This window comes from Heyndrickxia sp. MSNUG, assembly GCF_049532715.1.
Taxonomy (GTDB): domain Bacteria; phylum Bacillota; class Bacilli; order Bacillales; family Cytobacillaceae; genus Mesobacillus.
In genome coordinates this window covers 4,530,702-4,556,188 of the sequence record NZ_CP150978.1, presented here as the reverse complement: position 1 = coordinate 4,556,188, position 25,487 = coordinate 4,530,702, and the positions used below count along the sequence as shown (strand labels likewise).

Here is a 25,487-nt window from a genome sequence, read left to right as displayed (position 1 = left end):
TAGAATTTTGTCGAATTACAGCATGATGGAGATACTTAAGGTAGGTTGTTAGACGAAAAATACGGTCAGTTTATCTTTTTCGGCATGATTATGAAAAATTAAGTCAAATTTATTGTCGTTCAAAAGTTTGAAACGAAAGGTGAAAATCCTCCGACTAACATTGTGTAAAGCAAAACATATAAACAATTGGGGGCATGAAAAATGGATGCAGTAACAAAACGGTTCTTTATTGGGCTTGGAATATTTGCATTGGCGGCAATGGTTTTCTTAGGTGCATGGCAGCAAAAGGCAGAAGCGAGCGTATCGTGGGGGCAAGAAGTAACAGAGGTAGCAAAGCTTTATAAAGGTGTGAAATACAAGTGGGGCGGTAAGACACCAAAACAAGGTTTCGATGCATCCGGCTTCACTCAATTTATCTATGACGATTCCGCTGCACATATAAAGTTGCCGCGGACGACTAAGGAACAATATAAAGCAGGCGAGAACGTGGCCATAAAGGATCTTCAAGAAGGCGATTTAGTTTTCTTTAATACGAACGGTAAAGGCGCTTCATTCGTAGGGATCTACCTCGAAAAAGGTAACTTCATCGCAGTTACAGTCTCAAAGGGAGTCTCCATTCAATCCATGGACTCAAAATACTGGAAAACAAAATATGTAGGGGCAAAACGTGTGTTAAAACAATATTAGCTGCAGGGTCTGAATACACCCCAATTAACGCATTAACCCGCTGGGGGTCTGACCCCCAGCGGGTTAATGCGTTAATTGGGAACAACAATTTTCATATCCAGTTATTTACCATGTTTAATGTTTTGCTCGCTGAGGTAAATAGATGGAACTTGGATTACTTTGAGGTTAAGAGTCCATTTTTTAAAGATCGGGTGAAAGTAGTGGCTTTTATGAATGGATTTTCATAAATTAAAGCAAGAAAGTTATTGTTAAATCAATGAAGCTAGCAAGTCAGTTATTTGTAACCTCACTGTAATACGCATGAAAAGGTCTTCTACTATAATAGTAGAAAATTGTTCACAAATATATTAACTGGAATTCTATTTACAATTATTCTGGTTTTATATAAAATGTTCATATTGAATTCAGGAGGTCCTTGTCATTGGAACAACAGATGAAACAGGCGGAGTATAATCAGGAACTCGTTTTTGATGTCATTAAAAAGGCATATGAAAAAGGCATGAACGAAAAAGAAATGACAGTGCAGAAAATAGTCGAAGATCTAAAAAACGACTTAAAGAATACTCTATTACGATAAACCAGGCAAATGGATGCGCCAAAAGCCGCCATTTGCTTTTTTTAGTTTCAACTTATAGGACTCTATCACTTTGCAGCATTAACCCACTGGGGGTCTGACCCCCGGTCCTTTAAAGTATTAACGCGCCGGGGGTCTGACCCCCGGCGCGTTGGTGTGTTAAAGGGCTCCCCTTCTTATTTTGGAATTCGCTTGTTAATTGAATTTGTATTCGTTATACTCTTAATATACAGAAAATTGTATATTGATGTCGAGGTTGTGTGGTATGAGTCGAATTGATGAGAGTTTATATTCTAAGAATGGTTTGGCGGCTAGGTATATCGCCAGGGAATTAATCGATATTTCCGCTGGGCAAAGGATTCCCCGGGTCAGTGATTTTACGGAGAAGCTTGCACTTGGAAGGGGCACGGTCCAGGGGGCGTTGAAGGTACTTGAAGATATGCGGGCAATCAAGCTTGAATCGCGAGGGCATCTAGGTACATTCCTATTAAAAAGGGACCTCAATCTGCTTTACGAGATTGCAGGCATCGGGCCGGTCATCGGCGTTATGCCCCTGCCGTATTCGAGCAAATATGAGGGGCTTGCAACGGGGATTATCGAGATGCTTGAAAAAATCAACAAAAGAACAGGTCTTGCCTATATGAGAGGGGCAATTCCGCGTGTCGAAGCCCTTAAATCGAGGCGCTATGACTTCGCCATCATGTCTCTCCTGGCAGCAGAAGAGGCAATAAGCACGTTCGATGGTCTAGAAATCAATAAAACATTCGGCCCAGGATCCTATGTTACCTCCCATAAAATCTTTTTTTCAAATAAACGCTTCTCCAAGATTGAAGATGGCATGAAGGTTGGGATTGACTATTCATCCGTTGACCAGGCTGAAATCACAATGCTTGAGTGTGAAGGGAAAAAGGTAGAGCTTGTGGAGGCTGGATACATGCAGCTTTTCTCGATGCTGACAAAAGGGATCATCGATGCGGCCGTGTGGAATGCCGACGAAGAAAAAACATTGAAAACCTTCCCGTCATCAGATTTTTATTCCCCAAAAGCAAGAGAAATTGCGACAAAGGCTACAACAGCAGCAATGATTGTAGAAACATCCCGTACAAGAATAAAAGAGCAGCTTGAACTGCTGGACACAAAGGAAGTAATCCACATCCAGCAAGAAGTAGTCACAGGTAAAAAGTATCCTCATTACTAAGAAACTGAAGTTCTGGTTTCTTTGTAATCTTAATATACTAAATACTGTATACTGGAGGGAAAATCTAAATGAACTTAATTCAATTAAAAGAAAGATTAAAAATCCTCGCTGAAAATAATGTCATTTCTTTTCGATCTGCTGAACTTACTACCCAGGCATTCACACAGCTTCAGCAAGCTTGGCATACTGATAATATCCCGAATTCAGAGATGCTTTTTACCCACCTGTCAACGGCAATTACAAGAATTGAAAGGGGTGAAGAAATCGGAGCTCCAATGCCTGGAATCCTCACTGAAATAAAAACATCTAAGTACTATTCAGAAGTGGTGCAGCAAGTTAATTTTATCGAAAGCCTTTACGGAAGTAATTTGCCAGCGGAAGAACTGGACTATTTAATGATTCATTACACAAATGTATATCAGCAGAATGAAGGAGGAAGCAACGAATGAAAATAGTAATTGGCGGACAAGTTGACAAAAAAGAGATTGAAAGTTTAGTAAAGGAATTCGACAGCAGCATCGAAACAGTGATCAAATCGGACCTTGATGCAGCCATGGCTCTTAAAACCGGACAAGTCGATTACTATCTTGGTGCTTGTCATACGGGCGGAGGCGGAGCGCTGGCAATGGCAATCGCACTAGTAGGCAAACCGAAATGTGAAACGGTATCCATGCCAGGAAGGAAGCCCGACGTACAGAAAGTTGTAAGCGCTGTCTCAGAAGGGAAAGTGGCATTCGGTTTTACAGCCGACCACAAAGAAGCAGCAGTTCCAATGATTTTAGAAGCTATAAAAAATAAACACTAACAAATAGGCAGGGGGAAAATAAAGATGGAAATGATTTTTATCGTCTTGATCGGTGCTGTCGCAGCAGTATTGGCAAACAGAAATATTGCAGTATTTAATGATGGACTGCGGCCAATCGTTTCGGAGCACGTAGAGGGAACTCTTACACGAAGAGATCTGGCTTTCACGGCATTTGCGATGAGCTTTGGTCTTGTAATCGGCTTCGGGATCCCGTTCACACTGTCCGCAAGTATCATACTCGTTCATAGTATTTTGCTAGGAACGGATATTATTGGTCTTTTAACTCCGAAAAATAAATGGGGTACACCTGCTGCAGCTGTGATTGGCGGAGCATATGGTGCAGGCTTGCTTGTAGGGCTTGAAGGTTTTGTAAAATTATTCGACCACCTGCCATTGAACTTCCTTGATGCAATGGGGCAGGTAGGCGCACCGGTTGTTGTAGCGTTCATGGCTTTCCCTGCGCTTGCAGTTGCGATGCAATTCAGCGTGAAAAAAGGGGTTATCACTTTTATCGTTTCTGCCCTCGTAAGACAGCTTGCAGTTTGGCTGAACACTAGCAAACTATTAATGGTTTCTGGCACAGCCATTACATTGAACCAAGAAGGTATGGCACTTATAACTGGAATGATCTTTTTATTAGTTTTTGCAATGAAGGAAAAGCGTGAAGAAGGCTCATCGATTGATTTGGCTGCGGTCTTCAGTGACAAAGTAGCAAAAATCAGGGGCAATGTCGTTTATTTCATGATCATTGGCGGCTTGATTGCCGCTGCTACTAATCTTGCCGTAATGGCAGGGGATCCAATTTCCTTGAACCTTTTAGCTGAAGGTAAAAATACGGACGCTGGAATCGCGGCAGCTGCACGTGCACTAGGCTTCATCCCGCTCGTAGCCAGTACAGCAATCGCCACGGGTGTTTACAGCCCGGTTGGATTCACATTGATTTTCGTTGTCGGACTTTTCTCACCTAATGTTTGGGTAGCATTGATTGGCGGCGTTATCGTCATTTTCGGCGAAGTCATGCTATTAAGCTCGATTGCACGATTCCTGGATAAATACCCTGGAGTCCGTAATTCTGGCGAAAATATCCGCAGCGCCATGACGAAGATCCTTGAAGTCGCTCTATTAATCGGCGGTGCGAACGCAGCAAATACGATCGCTCCTGGATTTGGTTTCTTCTTCATCGCAGGCTTCTACCTGTTGAACGAAGTCGCCGGCCGTCCAATCGTCCGCATGGCAGTCGGACCTGTAGGCGCAATCGCCGTCGGTATCATCGCAAACATCCTGGTTGCGTTAGGACTCATGGTGATTCCACAATAGGCTTGTAGTATTGGAGCTGGGGGGATCCCACAATACCTTTTAGCGCTGGGACTTATTAGAATCCCCCAATACCATATTAGGAGTGGGGCTTATTGGAATCAAGCAATACTTTGGTAGCATTGTGATTTGGAGATGCCACAATACCTAGTTAGCAATGGGACTTGCGGAGATTCAGCAATACCTAGTTAGTATTGGGACTTGCGGAGATTCAGCAATACTTAGTTAATATTGGGACTTACGTAGTTGCAGCAATAACCTGGCAGCATGGGTTCTTCATGAAATCCCGCAATACTATGTCTGCCTTGAAATTTATAATAATGTTCATCCCTAAATAATCATTGGGACGGTCAATAAAATAACCCCAAAGCGGCTGCTGATAACTCAATAATTTGAGAGGACTTATTAGCAGCTGCTTGTCTATGGGGAACTTTAATTAGAATGGAGTGCATCAGGATGATCCAAACTGTTTTAGGTAAAATCAGGCCGGAGGATCTTGGGGTTTGCTCGGTGCATGAGCATTTGTCGATTGATCTTTCACGGATAAAAAAAGATCCGGATACGGTTTTAGACGATGAGCCTGGCATGCTGGAGGAATTGGCGGATTTCCATGGCGAAGGCGGCAGGGCCATGGTGGAAGTGACGAATGATGGTATGGGCCGTGATGTGCTGCGGCTGAAGCGGTTGAGTGAAAAGTCGGGTGTACATATTATTGCCTGCACTGGTTTTTATAAGGATCCTTTCATACCAGAGTACGCTCAAAATTGGACTGCTGCCCAATTTGCGGAGCATTTTATCAAGGAAGCCACAGAAGGAATTGATGGAACAGGGATTTTTCCAGGGGTCATCGGTGAAGTCGGAACGAGTAAAAATGAAATCAAACCGATTGAGCGGGAGCTGCTGATCGGGGCTGCGCTTGCCGGCAAGGAGACGGGTCTTCCAGTGACAACGCATACGACTCTTGGAACACTCGGCTATGAACAGGTTCAGCTGCTGACAGCGCAAGGGCTTGCAACGGACCAAATCATTATAGGGCACCAGGACTTGAATCCGAATTTTGATGAGGTCTTGGCTGTACTCGAAACCGGGGTCTATATCGACTTTGACACGATTGGAAAAAATAATTACAGGCCGGATGCGGAGCGAGTGGAATTTTTGCTTGAATTCATTCAGCGAGACTTTGAAAAACAAATTCTGTTGTCCGCTGACTTGACGAGGAAATCGCATTGGAAAAAGCATGGCGGTCCGGGGTATGGACTCGTCCTTAGAGACTTCATTCCGCAACTTAAAGCAAAAGGTGTCAGACAGGAAACAATCGATCTATTCTTGATCTCAAATCCAGCCAGGGCTTTTACCATAAAGGAGAGATCGTAAATGTCTAGCTATGATGCGAAAAAACTGAAATATGCAGAATCAGTGTTGCCCAGTCTGTCGATTGAAGAAGCAAAAAAACTGCAATTCAAGCTTGTCCACATGATGAGCCGCCATTTTGAAGGCAAGCAGTTTTTATCGATGGGGGATTTGGGCGTTTCGCCAAAGTGGAAGCGTCCTGAGCAGACATACCGGGCAGAACGCGCGATTGCTGACTTTTTTGAAACGGAAGAATGTGCACTTGTTAGAGGCGCAGGGACCGGGGCGATCCGCATCATATTGAGCACACTGCTTTCAGCTGGAGATAAAATGCTCATACATTTCGCTCCCGTTTACACAACAACAAAAGAGACCATCCGGATACTTGGAATCCAGACGGAGAAAGTCGATTTTAACGAGCTGAATTCTGTAAGGGAAGCGGTAAAAAATACGGATGCCAAAGTGTTTTACATTCAGCATGCGCGCCAGCAGCCAACCGACACCTATCATTTAAAAGAAGTAATTGAGGCGGTAAAAACGGTCCGTCCTGATCTGCCGATTGTGGTCGACGATAATTATTGCGCCTTCAAAACGAAAGGAATTGGCGTGGAATACGGCGCGGATTATTCTACTTTTTCAGGGTTCAAGGTGCTTGGTCCGGAAGGTGTAGCCATCATAGTCGGGAAAAAAGCCGGCCTGGACGTCATTCATGAACGGAATTATTCCGGCGGCGGACAAGTCCAGGGATATGAAGCGATGGAGCTTCTCCGGATGATGACCTTTGCACCTGTATCACTGGCGATCCAGAATGAGCAGGTCGAGGAGCTTTGCCGGCGATTAAATGAAGGAGAAGTGCCGGGAATTAAGGCGGCATACATGACAAATGCCCAATCGAAAAATGTCATCGTTGAACTGGAAATGCCTGTGGCGCAGAAGGTCATTGCTTTGAGTGACAGCAACGGGGCAGCGACACACCCAGTTGGTGCTGAATCAAAATATGAGATCATTCCGATGATTTACCGCGTATCCGGAAGCTTTATCGAGGCGCAGCCCAAGCTGAAGGAATACGGACTGCGAATCAATCCGATGAAGGCCGGTGCGGAAACGATCATTGATATTTTGAAAAAAGGAATCCCTGCAGCACTAAAGGACTAATTTTTACACCAAAGAATCCCATGTAAAAGGGGGGAGCTTCGTGTTTTTAGATGTGACAAAAGAAGGAATCCAAAGCTGATCCAAGCTGGAGTGACACTGCATCAGAGCGGACGGATTCCGCCGAATACGTATGTGATTGACATGGATATCTTGCAGGAGAACGTCAGGATGCTTGCAGAAACAGCCTATGCCCATGGAATCCAGCTTTATTTTATGAGCAAGCAGCTGGGAAGACTGCCGCAAATCGGGATGATGATTTCTGAGAGTGGCATTGAAAAAGCGGTCGCTGTTGAATTTGATGAGGGTAAAACACTGTTTGACGGTGGCGTTAAAATCGGCAATATTGGACATCTTGTCCAGCCTGGAAAGAATCAGTGGAGAGAAGTTTTATCGTGGAATCCTGAAGTGGTCACCATTTTTTCAACCGAGCGGGCTAAGCAGGTGTCTGAGGAAGCAGTTAAGCAAGGAAAAGTACAGGACATCCTAGTTAAAGTTTATGGAGCACAGGACCTTATTTATCCAGGGCAAGAGGGAGGATTCCGATTGGAGGACCTTCCAGCCGAGCTCGCAAAGCTGTCCGCACTGCCGGGAATCCGGGTTGCAGGGGTGACGACATTCCCGAATTTCCAGCTTGCAGAGAGCAAGAAGGAAATGGAGCCTACAGAGAATTTCTACACGCTGTTAAAAGCAAAGCAAATCCTTGAAGACCATGGATTTGCAGTGGACCAAGTGAATGGACCAAGCGCAACAAGCTGCGAAACGATTCCGTTTTTAGCTAAAAATGGAATTACTCATGGGGAACCGGGACATGCGTTGACAGGTACAACGCCGCTCCACGCTCATCGCGATTTGCCTGAAAAGCCTGCAGTGATTTATGTGACGGAAGTATCGCATGAGGATAATGATTTTTATTACGTCATTGGGGGCGGATACTATGGCCGCTCTAATATGACAGGCTGCCTTGTGGCAGACAATGAAGCGGCTATTTTGGATCGCCTGGTACCAGCATATGAAGTTTCCCCAGAAGCGATTGACTATTATGGCCGAATCGGAAAGCCTGACGCTTTTTCTGTAAAAATTGGCGACACCGCGGTGTTTGCCTTCAGGACTCAGCTATTCGTCACCCGGGCCCATATTGCTTTGGTAAAAGGAATCCAAAACGGCAAGCCGGAAATCGTCCATTTTGAAAGGAAGTGGTAGTGATGGCAAAGCTGATTTTGCTTGTCATTGACAGCTTCGGGATTGGGGCAATGGATGATTGCGGGGAGTTCAATGCCGAAGATTGCAAGGCGCATACTTACAAGCATATTCGTGAAACAGTTCCAGCCCTGAGGATACCGGCTATGTACCAATTGGGCCTGGGAACGCTCGTTGATGGGATGGAACAGCCGCTTACCGCATATGGCCGCTCTGCCCTTGCCCATCATGGTGCCGACACTTATTTGGGACACCAGGAGATTGCCGGCAGCTGCCCGAAACAGTCAACGAAAAGGCTGATGAAGGACATTCATGTAAAATTGGCGGATGCCTTGCGACATGCAGGGTACCAGGTCAGCTATCCATGGGCCGACCGGCCGGTTTTTGTCGTGAATGATGCCTGCGTAGTCGGGGATAACCTGGAGTCATCGCTGGGCAACATTATCAATCTATGTGCAGATTTTAACAAAATGCCTTTCGAAGAGTTAAAAAAGGTCGGCAGGATTGTCAGGGAAAACGTCGATACGAGCAGAGTGATTGCCTTCGGAAGTCCTCATACGTCGCTAGAGCACATCCTGTCAGTGGTTAAGGAGAAGAGCCCGGGACAATGGGGTGTCGATGCCCCGAAAGCCAGAGTGTATGGAGAAGGCTATGATGTCTATCATATGGGTTACGGCGTGAATATCGACGGACAGTTCCCGATAATCGCTGCGAGAAGCGGCTTGAAGGTTTATCGAATTGGCAAAACCGCAGACGTTCTCCATGGAGAAGGTCCAGCGTTTCCTGTTGTAGATTCAAAGGAAGTGCTGCGGATTCTAGAGGAAACCTACGAGGCAGAGAAGGACGATGCTGCATTCCTGGTAAATGTTCAGGAAACAGACCTGGCTGGTCACGCGGAAGACCCGGAATGGTATGCGCAAATCCTGAATTACACTGACTCATGGTTGGAACAGTTCCTGCCCAAAATGGAAGAGGAAGACATCATCATCATCATGGCGGACCATGGAAACGACCCGACAATCGGGCACTCCAACCACACGCGAGAATTCGTGCCAATCCTGATTTACGGAAAGCAAGTCCGTCAGGCTGACATCGGCACAAGACAATCAATGGCAGACATCGGAGCCACCATGAGCGCCTTCTTCAACCTGCCCCCAACAGACCAGGGCAAAAGCTTTCTTAAAGAAATAACACGGTAATTAGTATCAATGCTTCACCACACTAACGCACTGGGGGTCAGACCCCCAGTGCGTTAGTGTGGTGAAGCGCGAAGGGAATGGTAATCCTTCCCATGCTGTCGATGACCCCCATAAACTGACGAAAAAAGTCGATTTGTATTTATGTAGGAAGTTATGATATGGTAGTTATGTTACTTTTATGCAGTACAGTATGTGTTTAGGGGGTTCCTTAAATAGTGTTAAAAGATCTTGCTCCAGGCGTTAAAATAAGCATTTCCAGATCGATTTCGAAGTCATTTGAGCAGTATATGAGCAGAATTGGCTGGGATGAAAATAAGTATAGCCTTGAGGACTTTATCAAGGAATGGCGTCAGTACATCATTACCTCTTCATCGTGGTACAGCCAGCTCAGTGAGGAAACGAAGGCTGATCCTGTTTTTCATGAAGAACTCGCTGCAAAGATCAATGAAACAATCGAAAAAATCTTCAATGAAGAGCCTACTCAGGAACAAATTGAAGGGATTGAAAAGCTGCAGCAGCAACACGGCAAAGAATTCGATTACTCTTGCAAGATGGAAGCAAAGTATATCATCGACTCGCAAAAATGCTAAGCTCATGTAAAGAGCAGAAATATAAAATAGCAGTGCAATACGATTGATGATCTCGACTTATCATAACTTTCATATAGAATCATGAAGCTTGCCATATATATTTCTTTCGAAGGCAGCCCCAGCTATTGGGGCTGCCTTTTTGCTATGCATCAACTCAACGATAATCCCGCTACTCTCTCTGAATGAATCGTTCTCTTCTATAATATTATTAATTACCACCACGAGTATTTTGAAATAATATTTTTTCCAATATATGAAACCTTATCCAGCTAACATACGTCTGTAAAATTGGAAACAATATACTAGAAATCGTAAGTGTAGTGTTAAAATTTTACAAGTGGAGCCGATACTTACATTATTGAGCAATAAAAATAGCAGTAAAAGAAGAGGTACTTACTATGAAACGACTAGCAGCTTTATTATTGAGTATGGCAGGATTAATCAGCCTGATGCCGGGACAGGCCGCCGCCGCAGAAACGACCTTCTCGGATCTCACCCGCAGCCACTGGGCTTACCATGACATCAGCTTTCTGACAGAGAAGGAAGTAATCATGGGTTTTAATGGAAAGTTTATGCCAAATGAAACAATCACGCGGCTCGACGCTGCAGTCATGATGGGACGGGCGATGCAGTTGAACGCTCCCGCTGAACCGACGGCAGCAGTCCCTGCAGATATGTTCCTGACAACCAGGGGATATACCGAGGTGCTCGCTGGCATCGAAAAAGGAATGTTTGTCTTGAACGAAAACGGGGCATTCCAGCCTAATGAGCCATTGACAAGGAAAGATATGGCGCGTGCCATAGCATCAGGGTTTGATTACCAGGGCAAAGGTAAATCGATTTTCAAAGATATCCCAGTAACCGATCCAAACTATCCATACATTGATGCCATTGCTGCCAATAAAGTGACCACTGGATACAGTGATGGTACATTCAGGCCGGAACTTCCGGTGGATCGCCTTCAGTTTTCGGTTTTCCTGGCCCGCATCTACAATAAGCCGTTGGAGTACACCGTCAAGCAGGATGGAGTCACACTTCACACTGTCAGAGACGCGGAAGAGGCAATCAGCCTGGCTTTGAATTATCCGAAGGCGACGGTTCATCCTGTGAGCAATACACTCGTTACATATTCAGAAAAAACAGGAGCACTTGGCGAAACGGGAATTCGCAACGGTGCGCTGATTTATAATGGAGCGGAGCGCACGATTCCGTTCACTCCGGATTTCTTCAAGTCATACATAACCCCAAATGGAAGCTGGGGTACATTGTTTGAGACCTTTATCCTGTTAGGCCGCAGTTATCCAGGAGGCGAATTTGGAGTCCACGCTAAAAATAATGCCAATTATTCTGATTGGGGATGGTACCTCAGTGAGACATTTGCCGACCACGGGGCACTTAAAAATCTGAACGAATCAGCAAATAGCCTTCAAAAAACGGTCAATGTGTATATTGCGATTCCTTACCCGAAAATGGGCGGAACAATTGTAGACCTTGAAGGCAAGGAACATCCAAACTCAATGGCCGAGCGCGAAAAATTAGTTGAATGGTACATTGATCAAACTGAAATGATGTGGGATGTCGCAGGATATTCGAATCTTAACTTCAAGGGGTATTACTGGTTAAGTGAAACGATGGGACACCGTGAGGACGAAAAACTCATTAACGATATTGCGGATAAAATCCATTCTAACAACAGAATGTTCATTTATTCGCCGCATGCGACATCATCAAATTTTCAGCATTGGAAAAATTACGGCTTTGACGGAGCATATCTTCAGCCAAATGCATTCAGGTTAAAGCTAACAGACACACCTGCCCGTCTTCATAGAGCCTTCCTGCAAGCGCAAATCTACGGCAGCGGGATCAATCTTGAAATAGACCAATATGGCCCTAATCAAATGGAAGCTGGCCTGCAGAACTTCAGGCAATACATCGACATGGCTCAACGCTATGGATTGCCAGGCCAATCCCTGATCGTCTACCAGGGCGTAGGAATGGTCGACAGAATGGTGAAATACTGGAACCAGCCGTCATACTACCAGGCCTATCAGCTGTTGAGCAGCCTGGCGTACCAATAAAAAGCAAGGTGCCTGCCACCTTGCTTTTTTATACCTTTGCAGAATGCTTCTGCTAGTAGTAGGGTTCTTCTATCGTGACAAGATTTCCACAATTAGAAAAACGATTTTTGAAACCGAGCATGCCAGATGATAAATCGAGGGACGTTACATATGAAAAAGTCATTAAAAATTATCTTGTTCACCTTACTAGTGAATGGGCTTATCGTTGGAGGTTTGGTGCTTTTTGTTGTCCATTCTGTTCAACCGGAAAAATTTGACCGGAAAACATGGACTAGCAATCCCGAGAATCGTCGGGATATGGTAAGTGACCTATTATCCAACAAAGAGTTAAAAGGGATGTCAAAATCAAAAATTGTTAAGCTCTTAGGCCAGCCGGAAAATAGTTATTATAAGGAGCCTGACAATATCGTTTACCTATTAGGTGACGAGGGCGGCTTAATCAGTATCGATAGGGAATGGCTGATAATATGGTTTGATGAAGGAAATCACGTTTCAAATTATGAAATTAAAGTTGATTAGACTATTAGGTTGAAAAAATATTTCTTTTAAAAAGGGGAGGTGCCTGTACCTCCCCTATTTCTGTAAGATATCAGCCTAGTAAATTAGCCACCCACAATAAAACTTTTATAGCCAATACGTCTCATTTTTAAAAGAAAATCCTGTCAATTATCAACCCATACTCTTCCATCTACTCCAAAATTACTTATTTTCCCAAAATCAAACAATATGAAACATGTAATTTATTCCAGATAATTCGCCAGAAAACGTTGATAAATCAGTAATTAGCTCTTAATCTCCTAATTTTTGTAACACAATTCCCCTTTTTATAGCTAAATTGGATGATTCAGGCACCATTTCCATGTGTTAAAATGTAGAAAAAAGACGAAAGGAGCAGACGAGAATGAAGCGATTTGTCATAAGTATTTTACTAGCTTTGTTGATTCTGCCATTCACAGCGAAAAGCTCCGAAGCGGCTGTTTCCTTTTATGATTTAAACAGTACGCATCGGGCTTATCCAGAAGTTAGTTACCTTGCCGGTGGAAATATAGTCAATGGAACGGGGGGTTATTTTTACCCCAATCGAGAAGTAACGAGGGCGGAAGCTGCAACCATGCTTGGGCGCGCGTTAGGCCTCAATGGAACAAAGCGTGTAACTTGGTTTAAGGATGTCGACAGCGGAAGTTTTGCTTCAGGCTACATACAGTCAGCAGCAGAGAAGAGTGTTATTTCAGGCTACCAGGATGGAACGTTCCGACCTGAAAATCCAGTCACTCGTGGCGAAATGGCCATATTGATCAACAGGGCTTTCGGATATGGCGGTACTGATACAGTAACGTCAGCCAAAAAGCTGATGGAAAAAGGAATTGCACAGGGGATTACGTCTGATAATTTCGGTTACGAGCTAAAGATTAAGAGAGCGGATTTTTCGATCTTTTTAGCGAGAGCGATCAATTATAAATACCGAATCAATGCGAATGTAGAGTTCGGTGGTGATCTTCAAGTAGCGGCAGGTGGAGATACACTGAATGTCCGCACAGGTCCATCTACAGCCTTCACTTCTGTTACCGCATTGCAGGATGGGGCGAAGGTAGAAGCAGCCTACAGAGTGGGTGAATGGGTTTTCATCCGTTCCGGTTCTGTTGAAGGTCTGGTACATGGAGAATTTTTAACAGGCTCTTTTCCATCCTTCATGAACCCGCCATTGCCAGCATCAGCACCAAGTCCATTAACATCGCAGATGATTGTCATCGATCCAGGTCATGGCGGTTATGACCCAGGTGCAAGCGGTCTTGGACTTCAGGAAAAAGCAGTGGTACTTGATACAGCGTTGAAGGTAAAAGCGCTTCTTGCTAAAACACCATTCTCTTTCAAATTAACAAGAGAAACCGATGTTTATTTAACACTTTCCCAGCGTGTCAGCCTGGCGAAGAGCGTGGGCGGAGATACATTCGTCAGCATCCACGCCAATGCTTTGAACGGTTCAGCAAATGGAACAGAGGTCTATTACTATAATTCTGCCTATGAAAATCCATATTACTCTGACAGCAAAAAGCTCGCACAAGCGATCCAAAATCGTTTGGTAGCAGCATGGAACACACAGGACCGCGGCATTGACCATGGCGATTTCCACGTCATCCGTGAAAATACCATGCCTGCCGTACTAGTCGAACTTGGATTCATCGATAACAAAGCTGATAACCAGAAGCTCGGTTCATCATGGTGGCGCCAGGAAGCAGCCGAGGCAATCTACCTAGGAATCCTCGACTACTACAAAGCAAAAGGCTACAACGTCTCATACCTGTACAACGTTGTAAATTAATAACTCTATCAATTAAAATACGATCCTATTACAATAAGAAAGGAGTCTGAATAGTAGACTCCTTTTCTTATATTTGAAACATGGGACGGTTCTTGTGTTTCACACATAAGCGGGATTTCAGGTCGACATTACGAAAACAGCTTTAGAAACGGGGAATGAGCATGAAAAAGATGATTGCAGTATTACTGGCTTCATTATTAATGACCTCGGCGGCTGCCCCAACCTTTGCTTCCACAGTTGAATTGCAGGCTGAGCAAGAACGTTACATAGTATTTTTTACAAATCCATTGAACACTGAGCTGATTGAGAAAAATGGCGGTGAAGTCGTCCAGTCCTACACCGCTGTTAATGCGGCGACAGTAGTAATGGAACAATCAAAGCTGGAAGGCATGCGTGCTCTAGGCCTGATCAGCAGTTTTCATGAGGAAAATAAGTTCGAGGAAAGTGCGCAGACCACTCCATGGGCTCACGCTAACATCAATATCCCGAAGAAGGTGCCATCCACTTTATCAGGAAAAGGCGTGAAAATCGCGATCATTGACACGGGTGTCGATTCAAACCATCAGGACCTGACCGTAAAGGATGGAACATGTACCCTTGATGACTCCATCAGTCCAGACGCCTGCGACAATGGCTATATCGATGAAAATGGACATGGAACGCATGTTGCCGGCATCATCGCTGCTAAAAACAACAACATCGGCATTGTTGGTGTTGCCCCGGACGCGGAAATCTATGCAGTAAAAGCGCTCGACGGCAATGGAGATGGCACAACGTCTACCATCATGGCCGGAATTGATTGGGCTATCCGCAAAGGCGTAGATATCATCAATATGAGCCTGACAACAGAGTACCCTGACATGGGAATCAAAGCGATGGTAGACAAAGCAAATGCGAATGGAATTATCGTCGTAGCAGCTGCAGGTAATGCTGGAACGCTATCAGGAAGCGATGAAACAGTCGAGTATCCCGGGAAATTCTCAAGTGTCATTGCAGTGGCTTCTGTAAAATCAGACAATCGCAGAGCATCGACATCAGCTACAGGCGCGGAAATTGAACTTTCGGCACCTGGAGAAATGATTTATTCCACACTTCCAACACGTGTGGCGGCTGCAGGCTATGGGACGATGAGCGGGACTTCAATGGCGGCACCGTTTGTAGCCGGGATGGCTGCTCTTTATAAAGAAAAGTTTCCGAGCTACACGAATGAACAAATCCGTACTCTTTTACACAAAAACTCGAAGGACCTTGGAATCGCCGGCAGGGATCGCTTATACGGCTACGGACTAATCCAGACAGACACCGTGCCAGTTGAAAACGCACAAGCGCCAATCACATTGGCTAGCTCAGGCAATGGTTCATTCAAATTAAATATGCAGCCGATTTTGGAAAAATATCAGGCTTACTCGATTTACCGTGATGGAAAATTGATTGCTAATAACGCTGCCAACGCAACCTTTGAGGACTACGGAACAAAGGGCGACATAAAGTATACGATCTATCCATGGGCGAACGGCTCCATGCTTATGGATAAAAAAGATGATGAATCGATCACATTAAGCAGTCCGGCTATACCTGATCTGACCAACTCAGTCTGGTTCAGCCGAAACATGATGTACCTATACTCTGCGGGCATCTTAAAAGGGGACGCATCAAACCGGCTGCAGCCATCTAAGAATGTAACTCGTGCCGAAGCTGTAGCGATGATGGGAAGAGCTGTCGGACTGGATGGGAAGCAAAGGGCGACTAAGTTCAGCGATGTGCCGAGCAGCAGCTTTGCATCGGGCTATATCCAATCAGCTGTTGAGCGTGGAATTATCAGCGGCCGTGCTGATGGCACCTTCCGTCCGAACGATCTCGTTACCCGCGCAGAAATGGCCATCATGCTATCAAAAGCCTATAACCTGTCTGCAGGGCCAACTGGCAGCTTCACCGACGTACCAGCAGGAATGGCCGGATACCAGCAAATCTACAACCTGGCAGCAGCTAAAATCACAACAGGATACCAAGACGGAACCTTCAAACCAAATGAAAAAATGCTCAGATCCAACTACTCCGTCTTCCTGTCCAAAGCAGCAAACCCAAGCTTAAAATAGTCTCATGCCATATAATAGTCATACACTAAAGCAATAACGCGTTGGAGCGCTGGGGGTCTGACCCCCAGCGCTCCAACGCGTTATTGTAATAAAATTAAAAAGTAAGAAAGCCGCTTCTGGTAAAGGAATGAGCGGCTTTTAGTTATTTTATGATGACCTGAAATTTGTCGAATTTTCGATATCAATGGGCAAAAAAAAGACACCGATTTACCAGATCGATGTCAAACAATGGCTAGTCGGTCTGCCATAAATGGATTACCAACCAAAATCTTAATGTATATTAGTTATAGCAAATCCTGTCGAAGTTTGTCGAGGGTAATTTTTGGTACCTTTGGGAGTGAAAACGCAATCTAACCCTAATTATAAATTCCAATAAAAGGAAAATACATCTCCTCTTAATTAGATCTATTACCCGCCTCAAAAACTATTAAACTCAAATTGCAAGATTTGTAATATAATCGTAAAATTTATAACATTCAAATTCTGATAAAATATTCCTAACGAGGCAAAATACGATATTTTTTACCAAAAATCAACGAGGCAGAGGTGTACAGATGAAGAAGCTCGTATCCAGGATGATCTTGGCGGCATTACTTATATCCATGATTCCTTTTCACTCAGCCATGGCAGCAACAGCACAACAGGAGAAAGTGGTAGAAATTGCGAAAAAATACATAGGAGTGCCGTACCAGTATGGAGGAACAACAACAAGCGGTTTCGACTGTTCAGGCTATATTGGATATGTCTTTAATGAAATCGGGATCCAGTTACCGCGAATTTCAGCTGACCAGTATAACACAGGGACACCGGTATCCAAAGCTGACCTTCAGCCAGGCGACCTAGTATTTTTCGAAAAAACATATGATAAAGCAGGGGTAACACACTCTGGAATTTACATAGGCGACAATCAATTCTTAAGCGCCACAACAAGTAAAGGAATCAAAATTGATTCACTTGATAGTACATATTGGGGACCTAAATACTACGGAGCAAAAAGAATCCTGGAAGCAGCAAACGTTCAGCCAGGCGAGTATCAAGATGTCCCACAGAATCATCCTGCATATCAAGCGGTTATGACATTAAGCGGCCAAAATGTTATTAAAGGAATTGACAGCACCACTTTCCAGCCAGAGCAGGCAGTAACAAGAGGACAAGCTGCAGCAATCATTAATCGTGTGTTGAAGCTGACACCTAAAACACTGAACGGTTTCAAGGATGTTTCTCCAAACTACCAATTCGCGGCTGACATCGCAGCGATCAGGGAAGCAGGAGTCATCAACGGATTTGCGGATGGTACCTTCCGCCCGAACAACAATATGACAAAAGCCGAGATGGCGGTAATCGTTCAAAGAGCATTCAAGCTGAATTTGCCAGCAGTACAAACAGCAAGTGCTCCATATACAGATGTCATGCCAAGCTATTGGGCATATGATGCCATTCAGACAATGCACCGAATCGATACTACAACCATTTTCGACGGCAGCCAATACGGTGCTTCATTAAAAGCAACGCGCGCAACCTTCGCTGCATCTATTTTCAATTCTATCAATGCAGGTAAATAAGAGACGATTAAATATAGGCTGGGAGCAAAAATCCCAGCTTTTTCTATGCCTATATTCCCTAAAAAGGTCTAAAGATGTAAGGTTTTGGACCGATATTAAAGCAGAATAATTTAATAGTTAGTGAGTATATGACTATTTTGAAAAATCTGACGAAATTATCTATTAAATTTGTAAATAAATTGGTAGAATAATAGGGTAATTTGTCAGAATTATTCACATAATACATCTGGGGGTAAAAGAATGAAGAAGAAAATTGGCACGCTCGCCTTGACTTTCGGGTTGACCGTGAGCAGTTTATTGTCGTTCCAGCAGCCAACGGCATTTGCGCAAGACGATATTACAGGGAGCGCACTAGAGACAGAAATGCGCGCAATGATTGCCGCTGATGTAATCCAGGGGTATGGAGAAGGAATCTACAAACCAGCTTTAAATGTAACACGAGGACAGTTTGCGACATTTATTTCACGTGCACTTAAACTGCCTGAAGGACCGCATGTATACTCTGACGTTCCATTATCATCCGGTCTTGCGACGGGCATCAACAGTGCCGCTGCAGCAGGAATCATCATGGGGTACACACCGTCAACATTCGGACCTAATGATCAGATTTCCCGTGAACAAGCGGCAGCTATGATTGACCGTGCTTTCAATTATATGCAGATTGTCAGGGAAGACGCTGTTCTGAATTTTTCAGATGCGAATGAAATCAATACTAATTTTAAAATGTCCGTTGCGAAAAACTCAAGAGACGGTCTAATAAAAGGTCTCGCAAATAGCGATGGTACATACAGATTCCTGCCTAAAAAGACAGCAACACGTCAAGAAGCGGCTGCTTTCATCTACCGCATGCTCAATAAAATGGCTGAATCAGAAATTCCTGAAGATCCCGGTGACGGTGGCACAGACGGATACAGAGTAGCAACAATCCAATCCACTGGGGAAAAGACGTACTCTAAAGTTTATACTTCTTTTGAAGCTGCCAAAACGGCAGCTACTGGTTCGAACCAGGTTGTTACAGTCAATGAACAAATCGTAGAAATGCCTGCAGGATTGGTCTGGTCAAAGCCAGCGCTTGGAAGTTCTTTAACTTACATTTATAAGGACGCATCATTATCTTCGGCTTTTACCTATTTGCCAGCAGGCCAGGAAATGAAGTACCTTGAAGCGACTGAGAATTATGTAAAAGTAATTCTTGCAGGCAAAACCGTTTACGTAAAACATGATGAAGTTTCTCTTGTACCTTTACAATTAATCGAGGGCAGAAACTATTATTCTGTTAACACAAATGGCGAACTAGTCCATACAATCTATGACACTGTAAAAAAATCATATGTATCCTACACAATGGGATTCGCACCTAGCTTCCTTTCACAGGGACAGAAGTATTACAGCTGGGATGGCGGGCAGTTCATGAATACTTCAGGAAATGTTGTAGGCACTGCTTATCAGTATTTTAACTACCTTCCAGCCCGTACAGAAACTGTTTATACTGCGGAAGAATTAAATAGATATATCGATTACATCCTGGCTGAAAAGCAAGCTCTTTATAATTCTAATCCGACTACTTATGCGAAGTACAAAGATGCAACAATCGTCAGCAAAATCAAAGGCCTTGGAACGTATTTAAAAGAGGCCGAAGTGAAGCATAACATCAATGCGCTTCTGATCCTGGGAATGGCGATGCATGAAAGCGACTTCGGAATGAGCAAATACGCTTTAGAACGCAATAACTTGTTCGGAATCAAAGCATACGACAGCAATACAGATGCAGCGCAGACTTTTACTTCTCCTAACGAAGCAATTGATGCACTTGCTAACCTGTACTTGAATAAAAATTACATCAACCCAGTAGGTGCTCATGCAAATGGAGCAGCGACAGGTAACAAGGCCCGCGGCTTTAATGTAAAATACGCTTCAGACCCATACTGGGGACAAAAAATCGCTGGCCATATGCACAGAGTCGACTTGTACCTGGGCAAGAAAGACCGCGGTGCCAACGCCTACCGCATCGGTGAAACAGCAGTTGAAGGTGTCAACGCACGCGTAATGCCAGGAACAGAATCAGCTATTGCATACAAAAACAACAACCTTGGTTCACCAGTAGCAATACTCGACTCAGTCAAACACACAGACAACTACGAATGGGACAAAATCATGTCAGACTCAGCAACAGTAAACGAAGTCTACATCCGCGCCGACCTAATCAAAGAACTCCCAATCGTAAAATAATTGGTACATGGGGACGGTTCTCGGGTTCCAAAAATTGAATGATAGAATGAAAAAAATGCTGGCATATCGTTTGCCAGCATTTTTTTAAGTTTCTTCGCCATTCTTAATACTGAACAAAAGGGGAGTAGGAAGTAGGGAAGTTTGTAGAGTTTTAGAAGGATAAACCTCAAAATGAATAATCAAAAAACTGGAATGATTGGAGTTAAAAATATTAGGAGAAGCTGAAACGATAGTGTAGGTTTTAAAGACATCAGAGGGCCACAAACCATTTTATATTTATGTAATAGGTACATGGTCCAGGAAGGATTATGGAGTTTTTTTGTTAAAGTTCTTATTGTACAAATGACGCAGATTCATGATATAAGACATTTTCTGCCAGCAGTCAAGTAGTTTTCATTCCATCCTTAAGGCATTTTCAGACTTCCGTCTCGTTTACCTCAACTGGTTCAAAATGAGTTTTAAAAACACTATGCTTTTTCCCTAGTTTATTAATGACAATATAAGTTGAATCCAATTCTCTTTCAACCGGGTACTCCTCTCCCAAGTCGAATTCCAACTCAATGCCCTCGTTATTGGTGCAAATGACTTTTTGCATACTTATCCCCCTAAAAAATTATTAATACCCTATATCTTTCGACGGAATGATAATATTTATGTCTCTTTTTAATAAACTTAAGGGAAAAAATGGTTATTGAATTGCTCAGATTAGATACGTTCCGGCCTTGTTTCGAATTACGGGACTTGGATATTTAGTACTCATTACGAAAAAGAGTAAATATATGCAGAAAAGCAAATGATCAAAACAAAACCGGCAGAGATATTATCCTCTGCCGGTTAAAACGCCATTCTATATAATTTATGCTGCCTTCTTCTTCCGCAAAATCCCCAACAGCTGCCTGAAGCCTTCGCGATAAAATACATATACGCCTACTACATACAACACAACTCCAAGTGGCACCAGAATGCCAAGCTGAATCAATGAGTATAGTTCAGAAATCGGCGTGAACTGTTTAATCAGGTACAACGGAATCGCCATGATCAATGTTGGCAATACCACACGCGCGAACAGCATCCCCAAGCGCACTCGCTCTTCACGATCGAAATCCTTATACACAACATATGTCGACACGCCCAAGTAATATATCGAAACGAGCGAGCTTGTCAGCGCCAGTCCCGGGTATCCAAACCGGCCTACGAGCAGCCAGTTGAATACAAGGTTCAACACGATCGTCGTAATGCTGATTCGCAGCACAATCGCTGTTTTCCCGCGGGCATACATCGATTTCGATACGATGTACTGCAAGCCTTGTGTGACAATCAACGGAATATAATAAACAAGTGCGATATAAGTGTTCTGTGTATCCTCAGCTGTAAATTTTCCGCGCTCGTACACAAACGAGATCGCTTCTTTACCAACCAGCAGCAAGCCGACGGCAATCGGCAGCAAGGTCACAAGCGTAATCTGCATACCCATGAACACGGTGCCCTGGAACTTCTTAGGGTTGTCCACCTGTTCAGACAACAATGTAAAAATAATCGCCGCAACAGTTGTCGCATAAATCGCCTGAGGGATACTCACCAGAAGAGAGGCGTTATTCAAATACGTAACCGCACCGCTTACCTCAGTTCCTGAAGCAAACGATTTATTAACGAACATATTAATCTGCCCAACGACCGAATTCAGCAACGCAGGCGCCAACAAGACGATAAAAGCTGAAAAGAATGCCTTTTCCACCTTAACAGTCGGCTGCCATTTATAACCGTTTTTAAACAGGTAAAAGAACTGAATGACAGTCCCTAAAAAGGTCCCGAAAATAAAACCGTAAGCAAGGCTGTAAATTCCCCACTGATCAGAGAACAATAGGGCAAATATTGCACCCATCAAAGTAGCTAGCAGCTTTGAAATCTGTGAAGGGACAAACACGCGGCGTCCCTGTAAATAAGACTCCAAAATCCCATTTACAGCAATCAAACTCATAAATAGGAAAAAGAACTGCGTGATATCGACCGCCACTTTTTTGGTCGTAGGCGTCATGTGTCCATAAATGAAAGGAACAAAATAAGGAACAAGGAAGTACCCGACAAGCGTAACCCCGAGGAAGACCAACACCGTTCCATTCAATATGCCGTTTGCATTGCGTTCCGTTTCCTCAGGGTTTTCCTTCCTCTTTTGCACATACATAGGAAGAAACACGTTATTGAAACCGCCGGAAATCATCGCCACAACGAGCGTGATAAAAGAAAAGGCCAGCAAAAATCCATCTGTATAATGGTTAGCCCCGAACTCATTAGCGATAATACTTTCCCGCAAGAAACCGGACAGCTTAAGGACTAAGGCCAGCAGGGTGATCCAGATGGCCGTTTTTTTCAATCCTGCCATAAATATTTCAGTCACTTTCTATAAATGAATTTTCTCGCATTAAATTTCAATCTAAGGCCAAATTTCATACAAACGAGACGAAAAGGGCCCTAAACAAAAGTAAGGCGAAACAGCATATGCCCCGCCTTACTCTTGCCAAACTCAATCTAACATCTCAACACATGAGACTAAATATTATTTACGCCCCAAAGCGCTCAAATAAATCTCTTCATACTTCGCAGCTGCAGCAACATGAGAGTACTCGTCCTCAATTTTCTTGCGTGCCTTCGCAGCGAATTCTTCACCTTTTTCCGGGTTAGCCAGCAAGTAGATGATCGCGTCGGAAAGCTCCTGGACGTTCTTCTCCTCAACAAGCAAGCCATCTTCCTTGTCCACGATGATTTCCTTCAAGCCGCCAACTGCGCAGGCAACTAACGGTGATCCAGAACCCATCGCTTCCAAAGCAGAAATCGAAGTCGCTTCTTCAACGCCGGCAGAGTGGACACTTGGCACAAGCGCAACATCAGCCAGTGCGTAATAGTCTTTCACCTTATCATGGGCAACCGCGCCAAGCAGGTCGACATTGTTCTCTAGCCCATTTTCAGCAACAATTTTCTTGATTTCCGACAACGCTTCGCCACTTCCTGCATAGATTAACCTTGTGTTTGGAAATTCCTTCAGGACAGCCGGCAATGCCAGCGCCGGATAGATGACACCGTTCTTTTTCGTCAAACGGCGCGGAACGAATAAAATGTTCTCATCACGAGAAACGCCATACTTATCACGAAGCGCGTCCTTCTTGTCCTTATCAGGCTTAAAGCTGTGAATGTCAATGAAGTTGCGGATTGCGATTCCATCAACGCCAGACAATTCCTTCACATAATCCTTCAAGCGCTGGTCAACCGTGATGATCTTGCGTGTACCCTGGTATGCCTGGATTTCGATTTCCTGCATTTCCTGTGCTTCAGCGCTGCCTTCATCGATCGAACCTTTGCTGACAGCTTCGAACGCCATGTAGCCATGAACAGTCGAAACAACAGGGATGCCCGTCTCAAGCGCCGCAAGGGTAGTGAAAGGATCCTGGGCGTTAATAACGTCATATTTTTTATGTTTATTTTTTAAAATAAGAGCCTTCAACAAATTCTTGCGCGCATAGTGGCTCCATAGGATGCCGCGGCCCTTTTTCACCTTATTGATGACAAAGCTTGGCCCCTGTGCGTACATCTTGCGGACAACAGGCGACACATCCGTGAACGAAAGGACATCCACTTCATGTCCGCGCTCCTCAAGGCCAGCCTTCAACGTAGCAACATGAGTCGAAAGACCGCCAGCATGCGGGTAATCATAAGCGGTAGCAATAAGAATTTTCATAATTGCACCTCCTGAGTTATTTTTAGGAACACGGGGACGGTTCTCGTGTTCCAATTGGGAACATGAGAACCGTCCCCATGTTCCACTTATCTTACAAACTTTTCTTTCATCAAATCGACATTCTTAACAGCTTCAATACGCATTTCTTCAGCATTAGCCTTGACGATCTGGCTGTACTTTTCGCGGTTATCTAATAATTCCAAGCCATTCTTCGTCAGCTCGTCGACGTTCATTTCTTCAAGAACAGCTGAGTATGGCCACATGCCGCTGCGCTTGAGCAGGCTTTCGACCTTTTTATCATAGCTTATCCCAATATGCGGCACGCCTGTCAGCGTCGAGAAAATTAATGCGTGCAACCTCATGCCGATCGTCATCTGACATTCGGCAATGAAGTTCAGGTATTGGTTCGGTGTAAAATTCATTCCAAGAATGTGGCACTTGTCTGCGTGCTTCATATGCTTCAATACATTTTTGCTTGCCGTGTCGTCATGATGGCCTTCCATCGGTACGAACACAGGCGTAATGCCGCGAGCTTCAATCCAGTGATCAAGAATCTCAGCGATCTGCTCGAACTGCTTTACTTTTTCAAACCAGGGACGTACAGATACAGCTACAAGGTTGTCCTTGCGCTCGAGCTGAAGGCTGTCCATCGCTGTCGTATCCTTTTTCGGATGAAAAGCAAATACGATATCGGATGTAACGACTGTTTCTGGACGAGTAACCCCAAGCTTGTGTAAAAGGTCCTTCGAAAACTGGTCACGTACCGTCACGAAGTCTGCCATATTGGCAAAAACTTTCATTAATATCTTACCCCAGGTGGAGTTCACCGGGCCAATTCCCTGTGAGAAGAACATAACCTTTGTTCCGACAAGCTTCGCTAAAAAGACAATCAACAAATAGTACGGAAGGGGGCCGAAAATAAACTTAGTCGGATAGGTATCCTGCAGCAATCCGCCGCCGCCAGAGATCAGCAGGTCAGCTTCCTTCAAGGCCTTGACCTTCCCTTTAAAATCATGGCGCCAGCCGCGGTAGACAGTTTTTACATGATGTTCCTTTGCCGTCTGCTCCGGTGATAAAGAGAATACGGTAATTTCTGGCTGGTCTAAATGCTCGCGCAAGTTATCGACAATGGATTCAAGAATGGCTTCGTCACCAGTATTACCGAGGCCATAAAATCCTGAGATGACAATTTTCAAAGAAGTTGTTCCTCCTTAATATAGAAAGTAGTGCGTTGGTAAAACATAATCATAATCACTTAAAACGCAGTGCAAAAAAAGAAGGTGCCTTAACAAAATCCAAGCACCTAAAAGCTAAACAATATTTTATCATTATACAGGAAAGCATTCAATGTTCAAGGGTGCAAGGTTTGACAAGATTTGATATACTATGTTAGAAATTGAAAC

The 25,487-nt window shown here is 44.2% G+C and carries 21 protein-coding genes; 17 read left to right on the top strand and 4 right to left on the bottom strand.

All coding sequences use genetic code 11. The annotated features are described in order from the left end of the window. The first annotated feature begins 201 nt into the window (after window positions 1–201). From AABM38_RS22730 to AABM38_RS22650, 17 genes are all read left to right on the top strand, one after another. On the top strand, window positions 202–687 hold the full coding sequence (locus AABM38_RS22730; RefSeq protein ID WP_423408425.1) for a C40 family peptidase: 486 nt from the start codon (window positions 202–204) through the stop codon (window positions 685–687). A 421-nt stretch (window positions 688–1,108) separates the two neighbouring features. After that, window positions 1,109–1,264 carry a hypothetical protein gene (locus AABM38_RS22725; protein WP_335377376.1) on the top strand — a complete coding sequence of 52 codons (156 nt, stop codon included), beginning with the start codon at window positions 1,109–1,111 and terminating at the stop codon, window positions 1,262–1,264. Window positions 1,265–1,526: 262 nt separating this feature from the next. Then, complete coding sequence (gene yhfZ, locus AABM38_RS22720) at window positions 1,527–2,459, top strand: GntR family transcriptional regulator YhfZ (RefSeq protein WP_423408424.1); 933 nt, start codon at window positions 1,527–1,529, stop codon at window positions 2,457–2,459. Between the two features lie 68 nt (window positions 2,460–2,527). After that, window positions 2,528–2,908, top strand: a complete 381-nt coding sequence (locus AABM38_RS22715) for a PRD domain-containing protein (protein WP_423408423.1) — start codon at window positions 2,528–2,530, stop codon at window positions 2,906–2,908. Next, the gene (locus AABM38_RS22710) at window positions 2,905–3,264 is read left to right on the top strand and encodes a DUF2620 domain-containing protein (protein WP_423408422.1); all 360 of its coding nucleotides are present in this window, start codon (window positions 2,905–2,907) and stop codon (window positions 3,262–3,264) included. The genes AABM38_RS22715 and AABM38_RS22710 overlap by 4 nt, the downstream gene beginning before the upstream one ends. 24 nt (window positions 3,265–3,288) lie before the next feature. Then, the gene (locus AABM38_RS22705; RefSeq protein ID WP_423408421.1) at window positions 3,289–4,581 is read left to right on the top strand and encodes a YhfT family protein; all 1,293 of its coding nucleotides are present in this window, start codon (window positions 3,289–3,291) and stop codon (window positions 4,579–4,581) included. A gap of 453 nt (window positions 4,582–5,034) precedes the next feature. Continuing rightward, window positions 5,035–5,952 carry a phosphotriesterase family protein gene (locus tag AABM38_RS22700; RefSeq protein ID WP_423408420.1) on the top strand — a complete coding sequence of 306 codons (918 nt, stop codon included), beginning with the start codon at window positions 5,035–5,037 and terminating at the stop codon, window positions 5,950–5,952. Further along, on the top strand, window positions 5,953–7,083 hold the full coding sequence (locus AABM38_RS22695) for an aminotransferase class V-fold PLP-dependent enzyme (protein ID WP_423408419.1): 1,131 nt from the start codon (window positions 5,953–5,955) through the stop codon (window positions 7,081–7,083). 90 nt (window positions 7,084–7,173) lie between these two features. Then, the gene (locus AABM38_RS22690) at window positions 7,174–8,283 is read left to right on the top strand and encodes an alanine racemase (RefSeq protein WP_423408418.1); all 1,110 of its coding nucleotides are present in this window, start codon (window positions 7,174–7,176) and stop codon (window positions 8,281–8,283) included. Window positions 8,284–8,285: 2 nt separating this feature from the next. Next, window positions 8,286–9,479: a phosphopentomutase gene (locus AABM38_RS22685; protein WP_423408417.1), complete on the top strand. Its 1,194-nt coding sequence runs from the start codon at window positions 8,286–8,288 to the stop codon at window positions 9,477–9,479. Window positions 9,480–9,694: 215 nt separating this feature from the next. After that, on the top strand, window positions 9,695–10,069 hold the full coding sequence (locus AABM38_RS22680) for a hypothetical protein (protein ID WP_423408416.1): 375 nt from the start codon (window positions 9,695–9,697) through the stop codon (window positions 10,067–10,069). A 398-nt stretch (window positions 10,070–10,467) separates the two neighbouring features. Continuing rightward, window positions 10,468–12,147, top strand: a complete 1,680-nt coding sequence (locus AABM38_RS22675) for a DUF4855 domain-containing protein (protein ID WP_423408415.1) — start codon at window positions 10,468–10,470, stop codon at window positions 12,145–12,147. A gap of 150 nt (window positions 12,148–12,297) precedes the next feature. Continuing rightward, window positions 12,298–12,666, top strand: coding sequence for a hypothetical protein (locus tag AABM38_RS22670; RefSeq protein WP_423408414.1), 369 nt, complete (start codon window positions 12,298–12,300; stop codon window positions 12,664–12,666). 382 nt (window positions 12,667–13,048) lie between these two features. Continuing rightward, window positions 13,049–14,467, top strand: a complete 1,419-nt coding sequence (locus tag AABM38_RS22665) for an N-acetylmuramoyl-L-alanine amidase (RefSeq protein ID WP_423408413.1) — start codon at window positions 13,049–13,051, stop codon at window positions 14,465–14,467. A gap of 161 nt (window positions 14,468–14,628) precedes the next feature. Continuing rightward, window positions 14,629–16,563, top strand: a complete 1,935-nt coding sequence (locus AABM38_RS22660) for a S8 family peptidase (protein ID WP_423408412.1) — start codon at window positions 14,629–14,631, stop codon at window positions 16,561–16,563. Window positions 16,564–17,117: 554 nt separating this feature from the next. Then, window positions 17,118–18,125, top strand: coding sequence for an NlpC/P60 family protein (locus tag AABM38_RS22655; protein WP_423408411.1), 1,008 nt, complete (start codon window positions 17,118–17,120; stop codon window positions 18,123–18,125). 240 nt (window positions 18,126–18,365) lie between these two features. Continuing rightward, window positions 18,366–20,354 carry an S-layer homology domain-containing protein gene (locus AABM38_RS22650; RefSeq protein WP_423408410.1) on the top strand — a complete coding sequence of 663 codons (1,989 nt, stop codon included), beginning with the start codon at window positions 18,366–18,368 and terminating at the stop codon, window positions 20,352–20,354. A gap of 415 nt (window positions 20,355–20,769) precedes the next feature. Here AABM38_RS22650 and AABM38_RS22645 read toward each other — a convergent pair whose 3' ends face one another. The 4 genes from AABM38_RS22645 to csaB all read right to left on the bottom strand — a co-directional run bounded on the left by AABM38_RS22645 (window position 20,770) and on the right by csaB (window position 25,280). Next, window positions 20,770–20,949, bottom strand: a complete 180-nt coding sequence (locus AABM38_RS22645; protein WP_423408409.1) for a hypothetical protein — start codon at window positions 20,947–20,949, stop codon at window positions 20,770–20,772. Between the two features lie 261 nt (window positions 20,950–21,210). Then, window positions 21,211–22,734 carry a murein biosynthesis integral membrane protein MurJ gene (gene murJ / locus AABM38_RS22640; protein WP_423408408.1) on the bottom strand — a complete coding sequence of 508 codons (1,524 nt, stop codon included), beginning with the start codon at window positions 22,732–22,734 and terminating at the stop codon, window positions 21,211–21,213. Window positions 22,735–22,908: 174 nt separating this feature from the next. Beyond that, window positions 22,909–24,084, bottom strand: a complete 1,176-nt coding sequence (locus AABM38_RS22635) for a glycosyltransferase family 4 protein (RefSeq protein WP_423408407.1) — start codon at window positions 24,082–24,084, stop codon at window positions 22,909–22,911. An 86-nt stretch (window positions 24,085–24,170) separates the two neighbouring features. After that, a complete protein-coding gene (gene csaB, locus AABM38_RS22630) occupies window positions 24,171–25,280 on the bottom strand; it encodes a polysaccharide pyruvyl transferase CsaB (protein WP_423408406.1) in 1,110 nt (369 codons plus the stop codon). Window positions 25,281–25,487 lie beyond the last annotated feature (207 nt).